This is a genomic window from Acetobacterium sp. UBA5834, from assembly GCF_002435675.1.
Lineage (GTDB): Bacteria > Bacillota > Clostridia > Eubacteriales > Eubacteriaceae > Acetobacterium > Acetobacterium wieringae.
Genome location: NZ_DJGY01000019.1, coordinates 1 through 23,702 on the forward strand (window position 1 = coordinate 1; position 23,702 = coordinate 23,702).

Annotated in this window: 15 protein-coding genes and 1 pseudogene; 5 read left to right on the plus strand and 11 right to left on the minus strand. The window is 41.3% G+C overall.

Going from position 1 to position 23,702, the window contains the following annotated elements:
* Positions 1-128: 128 nt before the first annotated feature.
* From B3F51_RS04190 to B3F51_RS04245, 11 genes and pseudogenes are all read right to left on the minus strand, one after another.
* A complete protein-coding gene (locus B3F51_RS04190; RefSeq protein WP_286945623.1) occupies positions 129-1,970 on the minus strand; it encodes a KAP family P-loop NTPase fold protein in 1,842 nt (613 codons plus the stop codon).
* A gap of 154 nt (positions 1,971-2,124) precedes the next feature.
* Complete coding sequence (locus B3F51_RS04195; protein WP_286945624.1) at positions 2,125-4,845, minus strand: ATP-dependent DNA helicase; 2,721 nt, start codon at positions 4,843-4,845, stop codon at positions 2,125-2,127.
* A gap of 162 nt (positions 4,846-5,007) precedes the next feature.
* Positions 5,008-7,050 (minus strand): protease Lon-related BREX system protein BrxL, encoded by a 2,043-nt coding sequence (gene brxL, locus B3F51_RS04200; protein ID WP_286945649.1) that lies wholly within the window; start codon positions 7,048-7,050, stop codon positions 5,008-5,010.
* Between the two features lie 110 nt (positions 7,051-7,160).
* Positions 7,161-9,683 (minus strand): BREX-1 system phosphatase PglZ type A, encoded by a 2,523-nt coding sequence (gene pglZ / locus B3F51_RS04205; RefSeq protein WP_286945627.1) that lies wholly within the window; start codon positions 9,681-9,683, stop codon positions 7,161-7,163.
* A gap of 17 nt (positions 9,684-9,700) precedes the next feature.
* Positions 9,701-13,294, minus strand: coding sequence for a BREX-1 system adenine-specific DNA-methyltransferase PglX (gene pglX / locus B3F51_RS04210; protein ID WP_286945629.1), 3,594 nt, complete (start codon positions 13,292-13,294; stop codon positions 9,701-9,703).
* Between the two features lie 11 nt (positions 13,295-13,305).
* Positions 13,306-16,884: a BREX system P-loop protein BrxC gene (gene brxC / locus B3F51_RS04215; protein ID WP_286945631.1), complete on the minus strand. Its 3,579-nt coding sequence runs from the start codon at positions 16,882-16,884 to the stop codon at positions 13,306-13,308.
* Between the two features lie 10 nt (positions 16,885-16,894).
* Positions 16,895-17,473, minus strand: a complete 579-nt coding sequence (locus B3F51_RS04220; protein ID WP_286945633.1) for a DUF1788 domain-containing protein — start codon at positions 17,471-17,473, stop codon at positions 16,895-16,897.
* Positions 17,473-18,075, minus strand: a complete 603-nt coding sequence (locus B3F51_RS04225) for a DUF1819 family protein (RefSeq protein WP_286945635.1) — start codon at positions 18,073-18,075, stop codon at positions 17,473-17,475. Before B3F51_RS04225 ends, B3F51_RS04220 begins: the two co-directional genes overlap by 1 nt.
* A gap of 41 nt (positions 18,076-18,116) precedes the next feature.
* A pseudogene (locus B3F51_RS04230) lies at positions 18,117-18,327 on the minus strand (helix-turn-helix domain-containing protein).
* A gap of 494 nt (positions 18,328-18,821) precedes the next feature.
* Positions 18,822-19,328, minus strand: coding sequence for an ImmA/IrrE family metallo-endopeptidase (locus B3F51_RS04240; RefSeq protein ID WP_286945637.1), 507 nt, complete (start codon positions 19,326-19,328; stop codon positions 18,822-18,824).
* Positions 19,329-19,509: 181 nt separating this feature from the next.
* The gene (locus tag B3F51_RS04245; protein ID WP_286945639.1) at positions 19,510-19,947 is read right to left on the minus strand and encodes a helix-turn-helix transcriptional regulator; all 438 of its coding nucleotides are present in this window, start codon (positions 19,945-19,947) and stop codon (positions 19,510-19,512) included.
* 170 nt (positions 19,948-20,117) lie between these two features.
* Between B3F51_RS04245 and B3F51_RS04250 the strand changes: the two genes are divergently transcribed.
* The 5 genes from B3F51_RS04250 (at position 20,118) to B3F51_RS04270 (ending at position 23,689) form a co-directional block, all read left to right on the plus strand.
* Complete coding sequence (locus tag B3F51_RS04250) at positions 20,118-20,573, plus strand: hypothetical protein (RefSeq protein ID WP_286945641.1); 456 nt, start codon at positions 20,118-20,120, stop codon at positions 20,571-20,573.
* 17 nt (positions 20,574-20,590) lie between these two features.
* Positions 20,591-20,902 (plus strand): hypothetical protein, encoded by a 312-nt coding sequence (locus B3F51_RS04255; RefSeq protein WP_286945642.1) that lies wholly within the window; start codon positions 20,591-20,593, stop codon positions 20,900-20,902.
* Between the two features lie 349 nt (positions 20,903-21,251).
* The gene (locus B3F51_RS04260; protein ID WP_286945644.1) at positions 21,252-21,677 is read left to right on the plus strand and encodes a sigma factor-like helix-turn-helix DNA-binding protein; all 426 of its coding nucleotides are present in this window, start codon (positions 21,252-21,254) and stop codon (positions 21,675-21,677) included.
* Between the two features lie 662 nt (positions 21,678-22,339).
* Positions 22,340-22,537 carry a helix-turn-helix domain-containing protein gene (locus B3F51_RS04265; RefSeq protein ID WP_211800593.1) on the plus strand — a complete coding sequence of 66 codons (198 nt, stop codon included), beginning with the start codon at positions 22,340-22,342 and terminating at the stop codon, positions 22,535-22,537.
* A gap of 72 nt (positions 22,538-22,609) precedes the next feature.
* A complete protein-coding gene (locus tag B3F51_RS04270) occupies positions 22,610-23,689 on the plus strand; it encodes a site-specific integrase (protein WP_213690462.1) in 1,080 nt (359 codons plus the stop codon).
* Positions 23,690-23,702 lie beyond the last annotated feature (13 nt).

The following is a 23,702-nucleotide window of genomic DNA, read 5'->3' on the forward strand; positions in this document are numbered from 1 at the left end:
GCTTTTAATTTGACGGACAACACAATAGACGAAGCATCGCGATCATTCAGCATTTGTGTAACTGCCCGCTTTGCGTTTGCCCACTTAATTCGTGTTGGTGGTATATACCCTTTCGATGTCCCCATACTCTATCCTCTCTTTACTTTATCTTGACTGAAAATCATTTCATATAATTTGCTGTCAAGCATTCCACCCTTAAGCTCGTCAAGGACGGGCTTGACAGTTGCTGGGGCTGATGCATACATCGACCTCAACTGAACAATATCTGCTAAAGCAATCTTGGTTTTTGTTTTTCCGATTGCCTCCATAATCTTACTTTGATATGCACCAAATTTAATGAACAATTCTTTTATGATAAAGAACTTAAGTTGGCCAGTTTCAATTCTTGGAAGCAAGCTAAAAATTATATTGTCGATATCTAGTGGCTCCAGCGATTCCATCGAAGAGATAACTGCACTAATAGTGCCCTCAGTTACAGTTCCAAGATCGTCTAGAATTTTCCTAGCATCTTTGCTAAATTTCTGTGTGTCTACCATAGCCTTGGGTAAGCTCTCACGAGTTAAATAAAAATATTTATCTAGCCGATATTGATATAAATCTTTCGGTTCACATTCCAACCATTTGACTATCTTCGGAACGGCCCATTGTGTATAATCAATACTCGCAGTACCGGCTAGAACTGATTCAAACATTTTAAAATACTCATCGTTAGTAGTAACAAATTCCTTATTCCACTCATTCAACTGGCTAAATAATTCTGAGTTCAGCTTTTGTAAAACCAAAAGTTTTGCAAGTATTTTTATATCTATCTCGGTTTCATAATACATTTGGGCTAATTTTTTCTTTGTAATAAATGTATTTAAAAACCGTTTTGTTTGCCTTGGGTTTCCTTTTAATGTAGATGATACGATTTCCCGTATACTATCAATGATCGTCGCTACTTCCATGAATTCAGTTTCTGAAGGTATATATGTACCGTTTAGTTCGGTAATCCTCATTTTTACTTCAGCAAGAGTAATTCTCGTATCCCTAACAATCAGTTTCTCTTGATATACCTTGTCAACAAGCTTTTGAAAATCTGATGCAGGTAGGTAATTTTGGACTACAAGGAGTAATAGATAATTTTCTGTGTCTTTTGAGGAAAGTTCCGGTATGTGTATTGGTAACTGGATAATTTTTTCGATGTATTCCGTAGAAAGCTCAACATTCGATCCATCTACTGGTGGATAATTTCTCTTTATTGCATATTCAATTACTGTCTCATCCGCGGCAATAATGAATGTTGTCCTTTCAACTGAAAGGAACAACTTAATCGCTTCTAGCGTGTCAATGATTCGATCTGGTGAGCACCGATCAAGATCATCAATCAGCACAATCACATTATCAACTTTTGCAGCTTCAAGCATCTGTTGAAATTCTTCTTTAAATTTGCGAACATTATCGACTGTTGATTCTTTTTCTTTCAAGTAATCATCTTTAAAGGCTTGCATGGATGTTGCAGCAGTCTTGATTTGTTCGGCTAAACCAGGAGCATCGTGCGCAATATTCAATAAAATTGGAATCGGATTGCCCGTTGCAATACTAGCAATTGCAGGGGCACCATAAGAAAGTAGTTTTGATCCAATTTTAAAGAAATCTAGACGTTTTATTAGATTCTTAATGTTCCCCTTAACACCCTCAAAAGGTTTCTGCTCTTCTAGCTCTTTTAGCAAAGCCTCCATCAATGCAGATTTTGCATCTTCATAACCTTCAAACATCCACGCATTGATTTGAATACAAACGTACTTACCATCATCAGAAGGAATATCATTTTGTATTAATTTCAATAAAGTAGATTTTCCTGCTCCCCAAAGCCCAAAAACACCGATTGTAAGTGGGTTGTAATCCTTATTTTTTGCAATATCTGAAATAATTGTTGCATAGGGTTTATAAAATAACATATCTATGTCAGATGCATTGTCCAACCACATACTCAAGCCTCCCATTTAATAAAATTAATCTTTGGTTTACATTGGCTATTAATTTTGTATCGTTACTATCTGCCGCACAAACTTACTAATTAATTCCTTCGAAAAGATCTACTTCTTTGCAGAAAAAACGTGAGTTTCACCATTTTAATTAATCTCACTCATTCTGTTTGGCTTGCTTTAATAAAGCTACGTCACGATTGTTGTCTTTTGGCTTAATCCGCGACAACACTCTTTGCTCAACTTCGGGGGTCCAATAGATTTTTAATTTATCTCGCGTCCGGGTAATTGCAGTATAAAAAATATCATGTGTAATCAAATCGTCAATTTCATCTGTAATGACAATTTTTACTGAGTTGTATTCCAAACCCTGTGCTTTATGAATTGATACAGCGTATGACACTTGAAATGGTACTACTGCTGATGAGGAGGCATCGTCTTCATCGGTGCTTTTATGTTTATTAACGATAAAGCGAATTACAGAGCGACCATTCTGTGAATTTGGCAATAATTCGAAATCATAGCCACGTGCTTCCAACCCATTGATTACCCTGTCCAACTCAATATCAAAATGGATTTGGTTTGCAAACACTTCAATCCCTTCAATCCAACCCTTCATATTGTTGTAAATCAACGGTGCGAATCGGTCTGATTCATTAAATAGCACGGGATCACCAACTTTATATATTTGTAATCCCCATGATACAGGAGGATTTGGATTTGACTCTTGAAGAAACCGATTAATATTATTTATTCCGTAAAGTCCATCATAATTTAAACAAAGAATTATTTCGTCATTCTCGGCAGGATTAAATATTGAGGAGTCTAGTGAAACTGAATAACCTTGACGAGCAATAAATTCAATAATCGTGTCATCCATATTGCGAACTCTATCCCACAGTATCTGCAAGTCCTTATTATTTTTACTGCGATATGGAGTTATTAGTTCGTACATTGAATTAGCTGGCAAAAAACCTCTTGCGGCGCTGAACCAATTTCCGAACCTTATTGCCTCGATCTGATAAATATCGCCAACTAAAATTAACAATTCAAATTCAGCACGTTCTAAAATTTCTCGCATATCACGATTATTTACAGTACTGCACTCGTCTATGAATAGAAGATCCCACTTTGTTCTTATAGAATGATTTTTCAGAAATTTTGTTGTGGTCATAAATGTACATTCCGAAGCATCAACTCTGCGTTTCAGATTATCAACTGCAGGGTTAGTATTTGCTAGGTATAACTTTTCTAAGTCGGAGAACAGATGCGAGATATGGTTTATTAGTGTTGATTTTCCCGTCCCAGCTGAACCATAAATAAGAGCGACTAATGAATTTTCAAACATATTCTGCAATGCCGCTTTTTTTTCATCGCTGTCAACCGGGTGCTGATTAGATGATATCCATTCATCAAAATAACTTGAATAGTTCTGTATACCAGTGAAAGATAATTCAGTGAGTTTTTTAATGATTGTTAGAGTGTCAATTTCATGGTTTAGGACATATAAATGTTTATTTCTAAACTCTATGCGACGTCCCTGATGTCGTTCATTACTATAAAGTTTTCTATTATACGTTTGTACGAGAGAATCAAGATCACCAAATTCTTCAAGATCTTTAACTGGCGTATAAAGTTGCCCTTGCTTCTCTGTGTTATTTTGAATCAATCGAGCCAGAACCTCATGTTTTCGATTTCCGGAATCAATACATTCAAACAAATCACCTAGCTTTGGGTTATGACCTAATAAAGATGTATTAAACGGCATTTTTTCGAATGGAATGCATCCATAAGCAACGCAAAGACCCGATAACTTCGAATTACTATTGGAAAGTTGATCTATTATGATTTTATTATTTAGATGATAAAGTAAATACCGCAATAGGTTGTGCCCTGGTCTGCCGTCCTTAATTATTTCTCTAGATTTATCCAGAAAATAGAATATATGAGAGGCCTGTGCATTGTAGTATGAAAAAATCAATTCTTTGACGCTCAGAAAATATTTATCCTCAAAAAGAATTAATTCCACTAAATTATGACCCGATAGAGTAAGATAGTTCATCAAACCTCTATACTCTGATGAACTGCTTTGGAATTGTACGTCTTCGCCAAATAAATTTGACAATCGCCGCAATTCACAGGGACGAATCGACACTTCCCATTTGACAATGATGAAGATAGGCATTGTCTTGTCCAGAATTCGAATATTATCTTTAATTGTCCAAAGTTTAACGGCGTAATATTTAGAGATATCATGTTTTGTGAATGCAATAATTCTGTCAAACTTCGACGCCTTTCCCGTAGCTGGAATAAAAGTAACCTCATAATATATACACTGGTTCACAAAAACCGGTTTGATCTTGTAAACGTAATATCTTTCATTAATTGCTGAACTCAAATCGGCTTTTGAATTTCGATTATTGAGTTTTGCAGCAATCTTCTCATAATATTCCTGCATGTTTTTATCAGTGTTAAGTGGGAATTGTGCTAAATTTTCCAATACTTCAACTGAGTAAGTACTCTTCATATAACCTTTTATTTTAAGTAGGTATTCATAATATTTGAGCATCACTCTCTCAGAATTCTCTGGATCAAGAGTATAATGCGAGGCAACAATTTGAAGATAGTCGTGAAATTTCCATAGAAATTTCAATTGTCCTTTTGTTTTAACAAAACTGACAGCCAGCTTTATGTTGTCATAGTGATACGCTACTGGCTGTTCACTGGCGTAAATTTTGAAAATAATATGCTCGACGAAGTCACGAAGTTTTTTTAAAATATCCTGCGAAATCGCACCCCTGCCGAAAAAATCTAGGCTATCAATGTGCCGACATATGGCTTCATTGCAAATAGAAATTTGACCATCAATTTTGCGCATTGTTTCTATTGAACTTGCTATTTCAACACATCTCCTTTCTCCTCATAGGCATATTCACATTTAATTAGTTCTCTTTTGTCAGGGCAGTTTAAAAAAGTTTTAATGGGCTGAAAGTCACTTTCGATGTTTAATAATCAGCTTCATTAAATAGAGTTACCCACATTACTCAACCCCGAGCGCTTTGAACACCGCATCCTCAGGTGACTGGTAAAATATCAAATTGAACTTACCCATCAGTTCCGGTGGTACAGTAGCCATATCAGCCGCAGAAGTAATCGGCAACAAGACTTTCTTGGCTCCGCTGTCCAAACAGACTTGTAGCACATTTGCCAGTTCCTCAACCTTGATAATTGTTCCGCTGATACTGAGATTGCCTAAAACAGCCAGACTGCTGATCACTGGTTTGTGAAGTGCAGCAGAACAGAGTGCAATGAAAGAAGTCAAGGATAGCTGGTTGGTAATGCCGATACCGTTTAAGTCCTGAAGATGCATTAGATAGTCTTTGGTTGAAGTACTGATGGTACCACTGACATTTTTACTGTTGGCTTTCAAATACCGATACGCAGTGTCGATAGACTCTTTGGCTTCGCGATCAGATCCAATACCAGTTCTTTCAAACTTTCCGGAGCCGGTCACCATTTCTGTTTCAAGCTTAAAGACACCCAGCATCCCAGATTTGCCGCGGGCGACCGTATATACCTGGCCCGGTTTATGGAGTCCCTCAGGAATGAGCTTACCGCCACCTTGCTCTGGTACCGGAACGAATTCCTCGGTAAAGTCTTCGTTGTCAATGTATGAGAAGTTCACATCATAAAATTCCATACCACCGATCTTCTTGAGCTGTTCTTTCACTCGACGACGGCTTTCCAACGCGAACCGAAGGATCTCTTCGACATCTTTTTTCTCAAATTTTCCATTGGGATAAATCAGCTTGATCAAGCCTGAAACCATTTTTCGAACGGCAATCACATCACGCTGGTTCAGGTTATTACCCAGCTTATAGAACTGATCCAATGCATCAGCAAATGATGTCTTTCTAAGTTCTCTTAAAAACTCAGAGAGATAATCCGTGATGAAGCCATATTCATTGGTGAAGAAGTCCGGCCTGTATTTCGGGATCTCCCAGCCTGGCAGATAGCAGTGCATACGGTCGAAGAATGCGCTGTCATAGGCCATGGCTTCTGGGAACGGATCAAATAGATGAGACGTCTTTAATAGCACGTCAACGCTTTGATTGATGTTGCCGACGAAGACCATGGAAGCAGAAGCGTTCTTTTCTTCTTTTCCTCTGGAGAAGGAGCCCGATGCCATATAGTCTTTCATGATCTGGATGCCGTCTTTATCTTTGAAAGTGATTCCAGCAACCTCATCAAAAGCGACGCAGTCCCACATTCCGACAAGACCGACTGTCTTATTGGACATGTTGTAGAAAAGATTTGCTACCGTGGTTTGTCCGCCGGAAACCAGAATACTGTTCGGTGAGATCTCTTTGTAGACATGAGATTTACCGGTTCCTCTCGGACCCAGCTCACAGAAGTTGAAGTTGTTTTCCACCAGCGGGATCATTCTGGCGAGCAGAAGCATTTTGACTCTTGGTGTAAATCTTGAAGGTTCCATACCAATCGAGCGCAGGATGACATCAATCCACTCATCCTTGGTGAACTGAGCTCTGCCACCTAACACTTCACTCATATCCAGGTTCGGCATCTGAATCGGGGTCAGCTTGGAGATGATGAAGGGGATTCTGCTCTTATCTGCTTCATCGTAAAAATACTCCAGCTGGACGATACACCAAATACCCCCGCTGAGAAGCCGCTCGAAGTCGGAAGGATACCGCTCTGATATCGGTATATTCTTGATTCCCAGGTTGGAAAACTCGGCTTCATAGATGTCCTGGCGATAGTTCAATTTAACCGCCACTTTATCTATGACAGTGTAGCTGCCGCGTTCCCTCAACTTCGAGATGATCTTTTGAGCCTCATCGGGCCGGACAAAGTTTTCAGCAAGGATGCTCTTTACGTTGCGAACGCCATCCGCAATGGCTTCTTCTTCAGTCGTGGCGCAATACATGCCAAGAAGATACTCCAGGACGTATACAGGGACGTTGGCACCTTCCTTGATCTTCTTAGTCAGATCTTTGCGGACGATTTTGCCCGCAAAGACCTCGTTGAGCTTATCGTTGAGATGGTTGTTTGAACTGACCACAGTCTCAACAACTGACTCAATTTCTTCCTGGATATCAAAGTCATCCTCGAATTGCTCTATTTCAATTGCATCATGGTCTCTTTCAAGTTCGCTCACCGGTTTACACCCCCTTATAAACTGAAGCCAAAGTCATCCGCGAAGGCAATGTCCATCACGACGCCATGACGCAAGACTTCTAAATCATTTTTCTCATCATAGGCTACCAAATAATACTGTTTTGATTTGTCATACTGCTTGTTTTTGAAGTTGAACTTCAATCTGAAAATCCGCTTACTGGGATCATTATCCTTTTTGTCTGCAATGTATATGCACTCATTGGAGATTTTTTCATTATCTTCGGAAATGAAGAACACTTTATAGCTTGTCTCTTTGATTACATCACTAACTGGCTCAGACTGGATGAAGTCCAGAGAAGAAATCAGGTTCGTGATCTTTTGGACCATGCTGACCAAGACGATCTGTGCGGGTCTTGTATCTGCGTGGCCTTTTTCGACTTTGACATCAATGACCGGAACAAGCATCTCCTGAGGAGAAGATCCGCCATGAACAAAGTTCTGACCGCCGCCTGTGACCTTGAATACATTGGAGCTCACTGGAACAGAAACCCACTTAGTGTCTTTGTTCCCAAGGATCTTATCCATGGAGTAAGATGTAATTCCGTCGTCTTCCAGAGCATCCTCAGCAACGATAAAGCGACGATTGATAAAGGCGTCTTTGTCGGCCACATGGATGATCTTGTCGGTTTCCTGCAGCTTGTCTCGTTTGTATATGAATCCATGATCTGAAGTAACGATAAAGTGCAGGGTGTTGGCATTGGTTGAGATGCGCTTGATCATGGTAAAGACTTCATCAACGGCTTCGTAGCAGGCAGTGAAGACCTCATTTTCCGTGCTCAACTTATCCCCACGGGCATCAATCTGGTTGTGATAGACATAGACCACGTCCATCCCTGTAAAGACCTCCCGTAGTTCCATCTTCTTCATCAGTTTCAGATCATCAAATTGGATACATCTGCTATTGGGTGTATAGGAATTGAGTATTGCCTCTCGCTGCTTGAGTGAATCGCATGGCATGCCATCAACCAGGACCTTGTTCTCCTGAGTCAACTCCAGGCTCTTATGTGGCAGCAGAGCACCCATGCCAAGTCGTGTATAGGAAGGGAGAACACTCATCATTATTTCCAGCTTGGGTGTGCATTTCTCGTCATCTTCCAGTTTGGCAAATAATGACTGCCCAACTTCATATCGCATAGCATCAGAGATGATCACCACCACGCGATCCTTGCTGGATTGAATGTATTTACTGTAAAAATTCCGCTGAAGAGGCATGGAAGAGGAAGAGTCTGCTTTCTTGAGACCCACATTCCAGATATAGACACTTTTAGCCAGGAACTCATTGGTGTAGATATTCTCTACCAGATCCCTAAGTTTTTCAAAATGGCTGTTCTCGTTCAGCTGATCGTAGTTATAGTAAAACTTCCGATACTGCTGATCGATCTGATAGTCGTTAGTAGTGTATTGCTTGACGATGTCCTTTAGGTCATCTCGGCTTTGATAACTTGCTGCCGCTATGACATAAGAAGCGCTTTCAAGCATGTGGTATTCGGACCGATACCGATCTCCAAAATGTCTTTTGCGGCGATCCTTGCAAATCTCAGAGATAGACTTACCTGAAAGCTTAGCTCCAAGATCTTCATTTAGAAGCCGCTCGGTGATCCATTTAATGAACATATGATCAATGACCTCAAAAGTATCGCATTGAATCAATGATTCTGGATTGTAGGACTCCAATGTAGTCTTAGCCTGGAGATTTCTAGCCACATAATCAGACAATTCATCATATCGCTCTCGGTATAAGACGTTGTTCATCAGGTTATCAAGAAAGGCGATAATGTTGCCGGACTTATAGGATAGAAAGCTTTTCCATGCAAAGGGAACCTCACCCTGAAGATATCTTTGGGTATAGGTTACGAACATGGTCAACACAAGTTTTTCCAGCGTTGGCTTTACATCGGTATAGCTAAACTGTTCTTCACAAAGACGCCAAAAGGCATCCAGGAGGCCGTACTTTTCAAATTCCTCTAAGAATTTATTCTCTTCAAGGTCTCCATCGGTCAGAACTACTCGGACAACCTCATCGAAAAACGCAATTCTCGTCTTGCAAAGAACGCTCATGAGAGCCACTTCGATGCTTTCCTTGGTAAAATTCTCAAGTTCGAGATCGTAAAACTTTTGAGTTCGATCCTTCGCGCCGAAAAACTTGATATATTTCTGAATGACCGGCTTATACTTCTGGTCAATCCCAAGATCCACGGTCAAAAGTGACGCTCTATCAGCAAAGAATTGTCTCGAGTATAGGAGGATGTCTTCTAAATGGTTATCTCTTACCTGAGGACGTGGAAATGGGGCATAGATCAGATAATTATTTGATCTATCAACACGTTCCAAAAAGTGCTTGGTATAAAACTGATTATCCTTTTCGAGATGATAAATTTTAGCATTGGATAGTTCCAATGAATCCACATCTTCAACAAATTCAGCCTTATCATCGTACCAGAAGACAAGCTTGCGAGTGTCTCCAGCAAACTCCTGATTGAGCTTATCTGTTATTTGTTTTAAATTCAGTTCCGCCATCCCGAGCCCTCCTTTCGTCAGATTTTGGCCAACACATCTAGCTTCTTGCCTTCTCGATCGGTCTGAACTTTTTCGTAGTTAACTTTCACACCATCATCCAAATCAATCGAAGTCCGCGCTAAAGCTAAATGAGCAATTTTCTCATCGTATTCCTTTGTTTCCTGAAGTTGCTTGATCAGTTTTTCTTTGCGTTTAGTTGCAGCGGAAACTTCCCGAGCATCTTTGCTGTTGTCAATTGTGTCCTGCATTCTAGCAATTTCATTTTCATAAATCCGCTGCATCCGATGGAGGTAATCAATTCGAAGGTTACCAATGGTATTTTCATCATATCGATGCATATAGATTAAAGCTTTAAACCCATTTTGTTTGCCGCTGTCAAATAGCCAGTAGATTGGCCTTTTTTGATAAATTTTACAATGATCTTTGTAGAAGTCTTTTACAAAATAGTTTCTTATAACTTCACGAGAGTTATTGCCTTTTCCACCTAAAGCATCCGAAATAAATTTCAGATTTTTATCAATCGAGCTTTCTCCAAAAACTTCTTTTATAAATTTTATGAATAACTCTACTATATCATCTTCAAAATATTCTTCATCGGTTAGCGGAAGTATATTGTCTTTATCAGGTACAAAAGTACAATAATTGCTTTCGTCAAATTTACCACCAGCAAATGCTAGCCCATCAACATCTAACGAATACCGCCCAAACATACATCCTACAGCATATGAGATCAGACTACGAATGTCACGACTTAGGTCAGAACGTTGTACCGTTATATCTATATCTTCAACTTCAGGTGAGAGTTCATCTTGAAAACCGTAGATATCAATAAAGGTGCGATTTAACTTTTCTTCATAAATCTTTAGCGAGTTAAAGCGCTCATCAGCTTCACTTTTCCACTTGTTGAATGACTCTGAGAGTGACTGTTCATCACGAATCAAAGGATGACGATTAAACTCCCATGAAGTTTCGTAATTATTCCAATCTGTGCGAGCAAGTTCTATACATTGTTGTGTAATCATTTTAATGGATTGATAATTAGGCTTATAAATCAAAGGTAATTTGCCTACATAGCCTGCATTATAGTCCAACGTTGGAGAGATGAATGACAATAGTGACCGCGATACTGCACTATTTAAAAATGCAAGGCAATATATAAGCAGATCTTCATCGTCAGCGAAACACGATGATCCTTTGATGTCAAAAAGAGTCCCTTCTTTTGAATATCTAACGGAAATTGGGCCTGATGACATCACTGACCATGTCAGTGATTCGCGAAATTTGAGTGAATTAGGATAGTTCTGCGAATTTCTACGGTCTTTTTTAGCATGCTCGAAAATTTCATAACCATTTTTATTGAAGTTTATTAAGTACTCATTGTTTCCATACCATTTTCTATACCCACCACCTTTGTTATATGGAAACCATTTATATTTATTAATACTATCATCATCAACGCTCTTGCATATGGTAGTGGTGTTTTCAATTGAAACTTGCCACCACAATCTCAAAAACCTCTCATTGTCACCAGTCATTATTCCAACTCTAGTTGTAACCTTTTTTCCTAATGGAATACCAATCTCAAATGATCTTAGTAAGTTTCTATTTGCCCAGTATGCAAGAGGTCTACCTGGAACCTTTTGAAAGGCATCAGTTGAGGATGTGTAACGTAACTTTCCACTTAAAAATACGGTCTCTTTCTCACTTTGGCTGTTAAAATCTACCAATCGTACATACGTACCAAGAAAGCCCGCTGTTTTATGTCCAGACATTACAAAAGCTGTCGTCTGTACTACTTCTCCGCCAATTTCCTCAAATGCTCTTGTACCAAGATGCGCCATATTCACAACATTACGTTGTATTAACTTATCACGTAGTTTTTCATAGCTTGAGAGAAACATCCAAGCATGCTGAGTGATCATTGCTTGATAACCCATAGGTTTTAGTATTGCAGCGCACTTTTCAATGAATACAGCAAACAAATCACTTTTACTGTCGGGGTAAAACTTCTTTACATATTCAGAGAGTTTCTCGCCCATACCAGAACTTCCCATATATGGAGGATTTGTTACAACTACGTCATATTTACCTGCCAATGTTTCCCCTAATCCAATTAACAACTCTAGTAAATCCTTTGTGACATAAATCCCTAGAGACTCCAGTGATAATTGTCCTTCCAAATCAATGTCTTTTATAAATTTACGTAATAGTTCCCAGTTATAGTTTTCAACTGTAATAATTGAACCGTATTCTTTAGCGTCTCTAAAAGCATCTATTAGGCTATTTATTTGAAACAACGCTAAACTTTTTTCAGCTTGATTGAAACCACCTCCAAAATACACCAAATGTGTTTTGTTAACTGCGTTGCTATCCTGAATTGCATATATATGGCAATCAATACCACTGTTCAGAATCCTTCGGTTATATTGTCTGCCTTTCATCATGACAGCAAAATATGCTAACTGATATGCCCTTTTGTCTATATCTAATCCATAAATATTATTTTCAATAATGCTTTTAGCCGCATCACGTTGGGTATATCCATTACTTTCATAAATTTGCATCAAAACATCAAATGTATATACCAAGATGTGCCCACTTCCCATAGCAGGGTCTATAACCTTGATATCTTCTGGCTTAATCGCTTTATATTCTTCACGGATTTTGATTAGTTGATTTTGAACATATTCTTCCTGTTTAGCTTCATCCAAATAGTATTTCCAATTTGATTTTATCTCATCATTCATATGTCCTTCTAACCACAAGCGCCCCAGGCTATTTTCAACCATATATCGAACAATCCAGTCAGGAGTGAAAAGCTGTGTTGCTGCAGGTATACGTTCCTTCGTGATCTTTACGTTCTTTTTCAAAAGAGCAAAAGTCTCGTCTTTTGGTTCAGTGTTGTAATATTGATATAGCCACCCAATAATTTCGACCTGACCTTCTTTGGAAACATTAAAATCATCTTCATCGATATCATCAACTAAGTGGTAGATTACGCCCTCTTTGTCTGTAAATGAAACATTAAGTAGCAACTCAGAATAATCATTAGTTTTTTCAAAAAGCTCCGGTAGATTAGCATTCAGAGCATTACATTGCTTAATGAAGAGCATACGGAATAGATCATCCAGCTTATTTTCGTGCTTCAGTTGAATGATTCTGTCTTTTTCATATGCAGAATAATCAAGGTTCGCCTCCAGTGCATGTGTCACTAGATCCGGTTCAGCTTTGCCATTGCTTTCGGAGGAAAGCACACGAATCCTTGTTGGAAGATAATCATTCACTTCCATGAAACGTATGGCTATCAGTCGGTTGAACCAGGTATATGCTACTTCTTCAATGACATTCTTGTAAGCTGTGGCGTAATCGCTTTGTTTGGCTTTCTTTTCTATCTCCTCAACCAATTTCTTACGCTGCTGGATTTCTAAGCCAGTAATAGAACTTGGCTCTTTAGTTCCTATATCAAAGAACTGAACAGTCTGGGTGGACTGAGGAAGCGGACTTTTAATCCCTTTTTCTGTAATCCCCAAAAGAGCCGCTTTATAACTGATGTCAGCGATGAGCTTATTTCTCGCCCATATCGCAAAATTCTTGATTGCTGTCTTATTCATGTATATCCCCCTTAGAACTCAATGTTAATGATAGTATCTTGATCGAGCTCTTTCATGATTTGCTCTCGTAGTTCGCTGATGTATTTGTCGAGATCCTGTGAAGACTCAATCTGCCAGGATGAAGTCAAGCTGACGCTCTTTATGCTGATACTCTTCTGTTTTTTGACTGGTTTTGGATCACCACCATCATTACCATAAGGCGGCGTATCTTCAGCAATCTTTTCATCCTTCTTGGCCATTTCATTAAGCAGCCGCACTTTTAGCGCATCTGCTTCGATTTTGACATTTTGAAGCGTAGCCACATTATTGCAGGTGGTCGCTTTATCATGGATCTCTCTAAAAAGCTTGAAGTATTTATCATTCAATTCATCTTTGTATTTCTTGGTATTTAAAACTTCAAATACTCGAACTTTAGCATCCTCAATTGCCTTGAATATTGGAGCCTCCATTTGAGTCAATACTGCCATGTAGGCATCTCTGAATTGACTTAATAGATCGGGCAGTTTTGGAATATCGCTGTAGGGCACATCCTTTTTCAGAATTGCCTTTATTTCCCGGACTGCTTCCTCAACCTTGTCGTCTACAATGAATGTCTTGCTGTCATCGTAGATTTTCATCATTTTTAAGGCATCTTCAAAGATTTTCTTTTGCTCACCCGCAAAGAATGCTTTGACTGGTTCAAAATCCTCAGCAAAATCCAATAAGTCGTCACGGTCTGAATAAATTTTCTTGAAGAATTCAGATGGGGATTGGATCTGAATGATTGCTCTTAAATGTCCTTTGCCAGTGAGGACCGTTTTCTTCCCCGGGAAGCTATGATTGTTGAACATGATCTCAATCTTTTCCAGCTCAGTTTCAAGGCTGCTGCTGTAGCTTTGGAAAGACTGCATCATAGAATCATCATCGTCATTGATGCTGGAAACCCCGAAGAGCTCCTTCATAACTTCACGGACGGCTTTCTTTTCTTCTATGCCAGCCTGCTGACGTCTCTCTGCCAGAAGTTTTTCTACATATTCCTTCTTAGTGATGTAGCGGATGATTTCCTCTTCTGACTTATTAAGAAGGGTAACTGCCGCGCCATTGACAGCCAGTGCGATGTCTCCGTTCTTGAATAGTTTAGCGACGAGCCATTCCACGTCATCCTCCACAAATCCATATGGGGCTTTCATGAAACGGTCCATCAGACTTTTCATCGAAGTCTTGGTATGCATGGATGAATTGGTAGCGATGAAACTTAATACATCATGGATCGCATGAGCATTTGCTTCCTTGCCGCCTTCCAGGGCAAAAGACTGCTGATTGGATGTTTTGAAAAGGGCCCGAATATTAGCTTCATTCATAGCAACGTCAATGTATGAAAGCTTATGATAGACCGTGGAGACCAGGCGCCCCAGAGCATCATTGATGCGGGAGGAAACCTCTTTCGCGCCAATTTGAGCCCGATCACCATTGACATAAATCGCTGCATTCTTCATGGATTCCTGAAGGAATAACTTAGCATTTCCATTTCTCTCACGCATTTCAATCCGTTTAGCTTCTTTGATCTGCTCGAATTTGGCCAGCTTATTGGATGTTGTCAGTCTTAAGTACTTCTCGATCTTAAGAGCACTTCTTAGCTCATTGAGGAATGCGGAATCATTCGGAAGTACAACTAAAACTTCCTTGCCCTGACCAGACATCATTCTAAGTGTTACATCATCATCCGCATACTCAGAACTTGGCGTCAGGATGCGAACACCAATGTCATTGTTCTGGTTAGATTTATACGGACGATCATCCACAATTTGATTGAAGGCAAAATTATAGCGCCCATTGTGTTCTGGATACCGGTATTTCTTATCGCTGAAGATGTCTTCAAAAATGATTTCCGAAGCTTTACTAATGACTTCAGCCATTTCAACATTTTGGTTTTCGATTTCCCGGTTGATTTCCTGTTCTTCGTCGGTGAGGAAGACATAGTTGTCCCCGTTCTTCTGGACAAGCATCTGACGAACCAGGATTTTCAACGCTTCTTCGACTTGCTTCTTCAAGGCAATACGATCTGTATCGATGTCGGAGATCATCAAGCTGGTAATGTTATCGACATTTGCGGTGATCTCTTTGACGTACTTGATCATAAACAGTGTCTTCAGAACATTGACATTGAAATTATCTGCTTCATTGTCTGGATTAATGTAGTTGTTATCAGCCGCTCTGGAAATAACGCCTTTGTGGCTGTGGTCCAAAAATTGATGGAGCGCATCATAGAAGACATTGAATGGGATCAGCGCACCATGCTCACGATCCATGAGCTTCATGGCAGATTCCTTGAATAAAGCGATCATGGAACGTTCGCCTTCGGATAAGTGCTTGCCGGAAGCACCATGGGTACGGATTGAAGTCAGTACACTGGCTAATAAGTTGAACTGATAAGGCACAAAGGGATAGACCAATGCAAAGTCATGTTCATTGGTGTACAGCTTTTTCTCCACGCCATCATTGAAAACAATTAGGTTCTTGATGATGGTGGATTTCTGCTCGTAAAGCAGCCGCAGCGTCTGCTCTGCAGTAGTCGACTTGTCCAGGATTCTTTTCTTGATGACTTCGTCCACATTTGCGGACGACAAGGAGAGACGTGTGTCAAAACGTCCCTGGATCTTGGAGAAGTCATTTCCTTTTGTTTTGGTGATAGAGTCGATATCTTGCTGGCTGGTTACGATGATCCAAACCTTTCCGCGGCAAGCAGTCCCCAGATCTTCAGTGACGGTCTGGAGATTCAGCATCAGTTTGGAATCATCCCCTATGTATTGGCCAATTTCATCTACGAGGAAGACAAGATGATGATTACGTTCTTTGTGATCCAGGTATTCTTTGACCATTTTCGCGAAGTTCTCAATGCTGATCTGATAAGGCTCAATGGCTTTTTCGCACCAATTGCGTGCAGCCGATTCGCTCATGAAGCCCATCTCTTCCAAAACGTCGACAATGGTATCCTGGATAAAATCAAATTTATTTCTGGAATCGATCCAGGGCTTGCCAAATTCGTCTTCGAATTTCTCTTTGAATTCGTTGTAGCGACCTTGCTCGGTGAGCTGCCGTTCCAAATCCGCCAAAGCAGGAATCGATCCGCAGAAGCCCTGCATCTCATTGAAGACCTTCAGAAATACGGAGACAATGGCATCCTTAGTCTGCTTACCGGCCATCTCGCTCTTGGAGTCAATATTAAAAAGAACCACATCCGTTGGTACACTCGCAGCCAACTTCATGTCCGCAAGGACCATTGGATCGATGATTTTCTTGTCATCTATGAAATAGTCAATGGCTTTCTTGCCGTTGACTTCCTTGTTTTCGAGTAAGTAAGATAAGATCTTTAAAAAGTGGGATTTACCGCTTCCAAAGAAGCCGGAGATCCAGACACCCATTTTGTCAGTGTGCCCGTTGATTCCTTTTTTGTAACTGGAGAAGAAATCAGTAAAGTGCTTTTGCAGCTCTCTGGTGACCACATATTCTTCCAACTCTTGTTTGATATTCTCATCATCCGCCTGACCAACTTTGATGACACCTTTGATATCACGGTCAATGGGCTTTGCAAACATATCTTTGATAAACATATTCATCCCCCTAATCTACCAGCTTGAAAGCTCTATAGTAGTTATCGTCTTTTATTGTTGAGAAAAGGACCAGTTCCTGGCCATCGTATTTTCCTGGATAAAACAGCACCACCGGCACACGATCCAATGTCTGGTGCAGGTTATTCAGAACCTTATGGGACCGCAGGATCGGATAGCACTTACCGATTCCCACAAGAAACACCACTGCATCCTCAGGAGTATTTTCCTGAATGTGTTTTACGATAAGGCTGTCCGCATCATTGATCTTCAAGAGGTTTCCAACAGATTTAATGATCCGGTCGAATCCCTTTTTCTTTTCAAACTTATAAACCTGCTCCAGAAAACCTTCCTTTTCCAGGATATCGATGATGATGTCGTAAAGATCGAACACCACCAGCTCAAATCCGTCGGTACCTCGTGAGTTCTTGTTTTTCATATAGGCAACACGTTCTCTGACAATGAGCTCTTTTTCTGCCGGGTAATCAAATATGTAATAACCGACCTCATTCCCGAGGCCTTTGTTTTGTCGGAAGCTTTCGCTTTTGATCAAGCGTTCAGCAATGTCCAAACGCTCTTCCAAACTCGCCATTATCTCACCCCCGTCAACGCACGTAGCGTCATTTCCATGCCGCAGTCTTTGAGCTTTTGTTCCAGCGCCCGATCGAGAATGGGTTTAACAATCTTTCTGGACCCAGTGGATCTCTCCAAAATTCCCGATTCCATCAAAACCGTTCGATAAATAGTTCCCAATCGCTTCAGGGTATAATCCGTCCACTTGGCAACACGCTCATTCTGGATCTGTTTGTCTTTGAAGAACACACTGATATCGCTATCTGAGATCTCATCGATCCCAATTATCAGTTTTTCACGGTAGACTTCATACATGAAGTCAAAAAACAGCGAGTCGCTTTCCATGACCGCAATCAGTGCAATCAGCTTCTGGTTTGAAACGTCACATTGTTCAAACAAACCATAGAAGCCTTGATCTAAAGCTTTGACCCGCGTGGACACAGTATTGAAAATCTGGATGGCTCTGGCTTCAGTGGGAGCAGAGAATATATTCTCTTTTAGATTCAAGCTTTTGATTTCAGGTAAGGTTTTGCCTGAATTCAAAAGGCTGATCATTTTTTTAAATTCTGAAAACCAAAATGGCAGTTTCACCATTCCGGCACTATATTCCTTTCTTGGCATTCATGCGCCTCCTGACAACTAAATTTAGGTAAAGTAATAGCCTACTTTTGGGTAGGCACAATTTCCATAATGTCCCCAAAATCACAATCAAGCACTCGGCAGATCTTAACGAGCACTTCCATGGAAACATATTCGTTATTCGAAAGTTTAGTGAGGGTGTTTGGACTGATTCCTGTAGCAAGTCGAAGATCCGTTTTTTTTCATGCTTTTATCGATCAGAAGTTTAAAGAGTTTGTTGTAGCTGACATCTATAAATTCACACCTCGTTTATAAGGATTACAATACATTGCCTATCTATTCGATTATATCACGATGAATTCCCAAATGGCAGAAAAATATATAGATATTTGCGAATTCCTCTTTGAAAATCGTTTTTTCTATATAGGATTAGGATTTTAGGTGTGAATATACCCTGACAAGGCATTAAAAAAGCCGATCAGAAAGACTTCTGTCGGCTTTATTGGTTTCTCATGAGAGGCTAGTATTTTCGTTCCACAAACCATTTTCCAAGGTTTGTCCCGCTGATATTTGGACTTCGCTCAAAGAAAAGATAACTCTGATGGCCATTGATTTGGACTGTATACCGGTCGCCTTGGCCGCCAGCCTTCAGCGCTGCTGCTGGACGAACATCCAGGACCTTTTCGATGGAATACTCACGGCCATCTTCCCAGCAAGACGTCTTGGGAAAATATGTCCGTCTTCGGAGAAGGAAGCAATAACGGAAACATAGACTCTAGCCTGTGAAGTCACGTGTCCTCACCCCGATCCGAAAGGTGTTTTAGGAAATTGCTGTTGGACTGGATCGGAGATTCGATCAGCCAGCCTTTTCGTTTGAGAATCCTAAATTTGAAGTCAAGCAGTTCAGGAGGAACTTCCAGTTCCTTGGCGACCGAGAAGAAGAAGGTGTCCTCACTAAAGAGTTCTGTGACTTCATCATCTTCCAGCAGGTATTCCGCAGCGAACAGATTGGCTTCATACTCCATCTGGGAGGATGTATCATACAGTGCAAAATCATGGAAAGCCTTCATCTTTGCTGCTTCATGATGAAGGACAGCATGACCGATTTCATGGGCCAGGATAATCCGTTGGATCGGATCCGGCAAGTCGCTGTTAATGGTGATGTGCTTTTTTCTTGATTGTCGCAGAAAGAACCCTTTACACGATTTCTCTGTACAGCCAAGCGGCATTACTTGAACGATGATCCCCATGGCTTCAGCCAGCTTCCAAGGATCTGGCTCATCATATTTTCGCATTATGCGGGATACTTCCCTGCAAATTATCTCTATCGACATGTAATCACCTTCAAATGATATAAAATCGAACACTCATCCCGCTAACGATCCCTCACTATCATTAAATCAAAGTGTCGGTACAAAAATACGGACAGTGAACGATAAAATGGTCACCTGGTTGGAAATAAAGAACGAGGAAATTTTAATCCGTTTCCTTTTTTCGGCCATAGGTTTTCCGGGCTTCTTCCTTACACTTCAAATACGCCTTCATGACGGCTTCAAAAAAAGCATCCTTGGCTTCCTGATCCAGGGCTCCGCCAGCAAATAGGGCTACATTCTGCTCAAGGAGAACATCCATCTCTTTGGCTGCCTTTGGTCCCAGCCGTTCCCGAGCTTCCTCAATGTAGGGAGCTTTTTCTATGCCGTATTTTGGGTCTGCGATCTCATCATTGAGCAGATAGTCTACGGATACCTGAAGGGCCGCAGCCAGCTTTCTGGCGATATTTCCACGAGGCTTGGTGTCCGTCGTTTCATATGCAGCAATGGAACGTTTTGAAACGCCGACAAGCTCACCCAGTTGCTGCTGATTGAGCTTTAATTCCTCCCGAGCTTCTTTGATCTTCTCTGAGAAAGTTTTCATTTCCTTGCCTCCCGCAATGAATATAACTTCGTCAACTTCATTTTTGTATTGACTATTCTTCATTAGCCTGTTAATATTGAGCTACGAGATGAAGTTAACTTCATTATACCTTCGCAAACTTCATCTGTCAACGAAGAAGTTATAGAAACCCTTGGAAGGAGTGGCTTTTTATGAGTAAGGACCGTGCAATACTGCATAGTGATTTGAACATCGATTATCGGCTGCGAGTCCATGACATGAAAGCCAATGGCGTTCAAATCACTGTGAAGGACACTACCCTATCCTATCGTCAATATCAGATGCAGCTGCCCATGGCGACCCAAAGCCCCATGGAGATTGCCTCAGCGGCACGGCATCTGTTTGAAAATAACTACGACTGGCATACATTTGTGCGGGCAGTAACTGTTCGCGCCATTAACCTCGAACCCAAATTCATGCCACAGCAGCTGATGCTCTTTGATGATGCTGCCAGACGGGCCAGGCTGGAACAACTGGATGATACCATCGAGACCATACGTGGCCGCTTTGGCAAATGGTCCATCTATTCAGCCTCTCTGTTAGGCAGTATGAAAACATCTGGAGACAGCAGTCATGAGGTCATCATGCCCGGCATCATGTACGCCTAGTACAGGAGGGATACCCAATGAGAACCGTCCAGATCAAATGCAATCGAGAAAGAAGACTCTTTGACACCATAGAAGGCTCAAAACTGAAGATCCTGATCAAATGCAGCAATACCAAGGTCTGCCCCTACAAGGCAGACTGTCTGAGAACCACCGAGATCGTCCTTGGGGCAGAGAAAGAAGCCTTTGACGAATTCTACAAAGCCATCAACTGCCCCCACTGCGGGAAACGGCTTTTCGATGTCACCACTGACAGCGTAGGCATTGTCACCAAGAAATGCGAGATGTGCGGAAAAGTCGCCACCATTCCGATTGTTGCAGACCAGGGATGAACTCATTATCTGATTATGGAGCACCGGCGCACTTATTGAAGTAGCGACCACCGCACAAGCAGACAATGAACAACTGAATATCAATCGATACCGAGCACCGGAGCCGATTCACTGAGCTACCACCGCCGGATGATTACTCAATTGAGAGGATCATCCGGCCTTTTTTATTCAGTAATCAGCTTTTTTGGGCAGTGTATCACCAATGACAGGCTCCCCGCCAAAAGGAGCCTGTCATGTTTATTTCCAGCCAAATGAATAGAGCTGGCTGTCTTGTCTCACCGAGATGCCGCAGCCCGCCGCCTCCTTCTTGTTCGCCGCTAACAAGTCAACAACGAGAAGGAGAATGAAAATGAAAAAGATAAATCTTCGGGAAGTATACCCGTTCTATGAGAATGACTGTTTTGTCATAGTCGATGATGAGATCGCTGAGATCTTTGAAGAATCCAAGCGAAAAGAGCTGAATTATCAGCGCAAGATCTACAGAAATGGAGCTCACTTTTCCCTGGATCGGGACGATGGGATCGAGCATGATGCCATCTTTATCTCGCTTTCGCCTTATGAGATCTATGAGCGGAAGATGACGAATCAAGAGCTTCATTGTGCCATCAGCAAATTGCCAGACATCCAGGCCAAACGGATCTACGCGTACTATTTTCTCGACATGAATAAGTCTGAAATTGCCCGGGCTGAAGGCGTCAGCGTGAAAGCAGTCTGCAAATCCATCAACCAAGGTTTACAGACGCTCGAAAAAGAACTTAAAAAATTTCAGAAATAGGGTTCAAAAAATGTCTGTAAATGTCATGGCTTATGAGAGGGACTTTTATCTTCTCATAAAATTGATCTTTGACAACTTCATATAGGAGAACCGGATACCTTTGATGCATGAGCCGGAAGGAAAAGCCAGGCAGCAGGTACGCAATGACTTTCGTTTCACGAAGAGAGCGAGACATACCCATGCTGCAGGCCAATCGTGGCAGATTGGCTGGCCAAGACCTTGTGCATCAGATAATGATACTTCCGTATAGTCACAGTCCGAGCGTGATCAAACCGTCGCAGGCAATGAGTACGGCCCGCCATCAGAATGGAGGGAGGTGAAAGTCCTATGAGAGCGTAAGCCCACGCTTGTCCGGTCCATCCAAAGAACCAGAATCAAATACAGCAGCCGCACTGCATTCAGGCATTCTTAATGATGCTTCATCCTACGCGGTGCGGCTGCTTTGATTTTCATGTCAATTTTATTGATGGTTATATTCCACTGCATCGACAACATTGTCGCATGAAACCGAAACGTGATACCCTCACCTTAAGTTCATCATCCCTGCAGAATTAAATAAAACCCCTGCATTCATCCTGGACATACCAAACCGCCGGGGCGCTTTTACCGACGGCTTGGTATATTCAGGAGATCCATCCTGAGAAAGAAAGGAGAAAACGAAAATGACAACCGAAAGAAAATTCACCATCGAACCATCAAGATTTATTCATGCTGAAGAAGTCGCAGAGATTTTAGGTGTGTCGGTATCCTCTGCGTACCGGATCATCAAGCGTCTTAACAATTCTCTTAAGGACCAGGATAAAATCACCGTGGCCGGTAAGATCAGCAGACGCTATTTTGAAGAGAAAGTGATGCTGTAAATTCTAAACACGTAAAGCCACATGACACGAGATTTCATGGTTCAGTGCTTTGCGGCCAGAGAGGGTGATGCTATGCCAACCTATAAAAATGAAGCCACCGGCAGCTGGTATTGTGCCTTTTACTATACCGACTGGTTAGGCAACCGAAAAAAGAAAAAGAAGGAAGGCTTTAAAACCCAAAGAGAAGCCAAGACTTTCGAACGACAATTCATTGAGAAGGCGGAAGCCAGTCCCGACATGTCCTTTGGCACCCTGGTGTCCATCTACATGGAGGATTGTAAGACACGGCTCAAGCCAACCACCTACAGTGGCAAGGAATGCCTCATCAACACAAAGCTGCTGCCTTTTTTCGAAGAGATGCCCATCAACAAAATTGAACCCGCAACGATTCGCAAATGGCAAAATACCTTGATGGAGGATGAGAGCGACTATTCACAAACTTATTTGAAAACCATCCACAACCAGATTTCCGCCATTTTTAACTTCGCCTCCAAGTATTATAAGCTTCAAACCAACCCCGCCAGAGTGTGCGGCAGCATGGGTAAGAAAAATGCAGAGTCCATGTTGTTCTGGACTGTAGAGGAATTCAGAAAATTTCTCCCCTTTGTCTCGGATAAGCCAGTTTCAAAGCTGGCCTTTGAAATCCTGTTTTGGACGGGTATCCGTTCGGGTGAACTGTTGGCATTGACTTTGAACGATTTTGACTTTGATGCCAAAACATTATCTATCACAAAAAACTACGCCCGCCATGAGGGCGAAGATCTGATCATGGAACCCAAGACACCCAAGAGTCGCCGCCTGATCGCAGTGCCAACCTTTCTCTGTGCTCTGGTCCAGAAATACGCCGAGCAGCTTTATGATTACGAACCAAACGAAAGGCTTTTCCCGGTGACCAAATCCTATTTGCACAGTGAGATGACACGAGGGACGAAGAAATCTGGCATCAAACGCATTCGCGTACATGATCTGAGACATTCCCATGCCTCCATGCTGATTGAGGAAGGCTTTTCAGCCCTCCTGATCTCAGAAAGACTGGGACACGAAAGCATAGAAACAACGCTTCAGACCTATTCCCACCTTTATCCCAATAAGCAGATCGAGGTCGCCAATCGCTTGGATCAAATGAATAAACCAGATAGTCCAATTGAATAATTACAAAAGGACC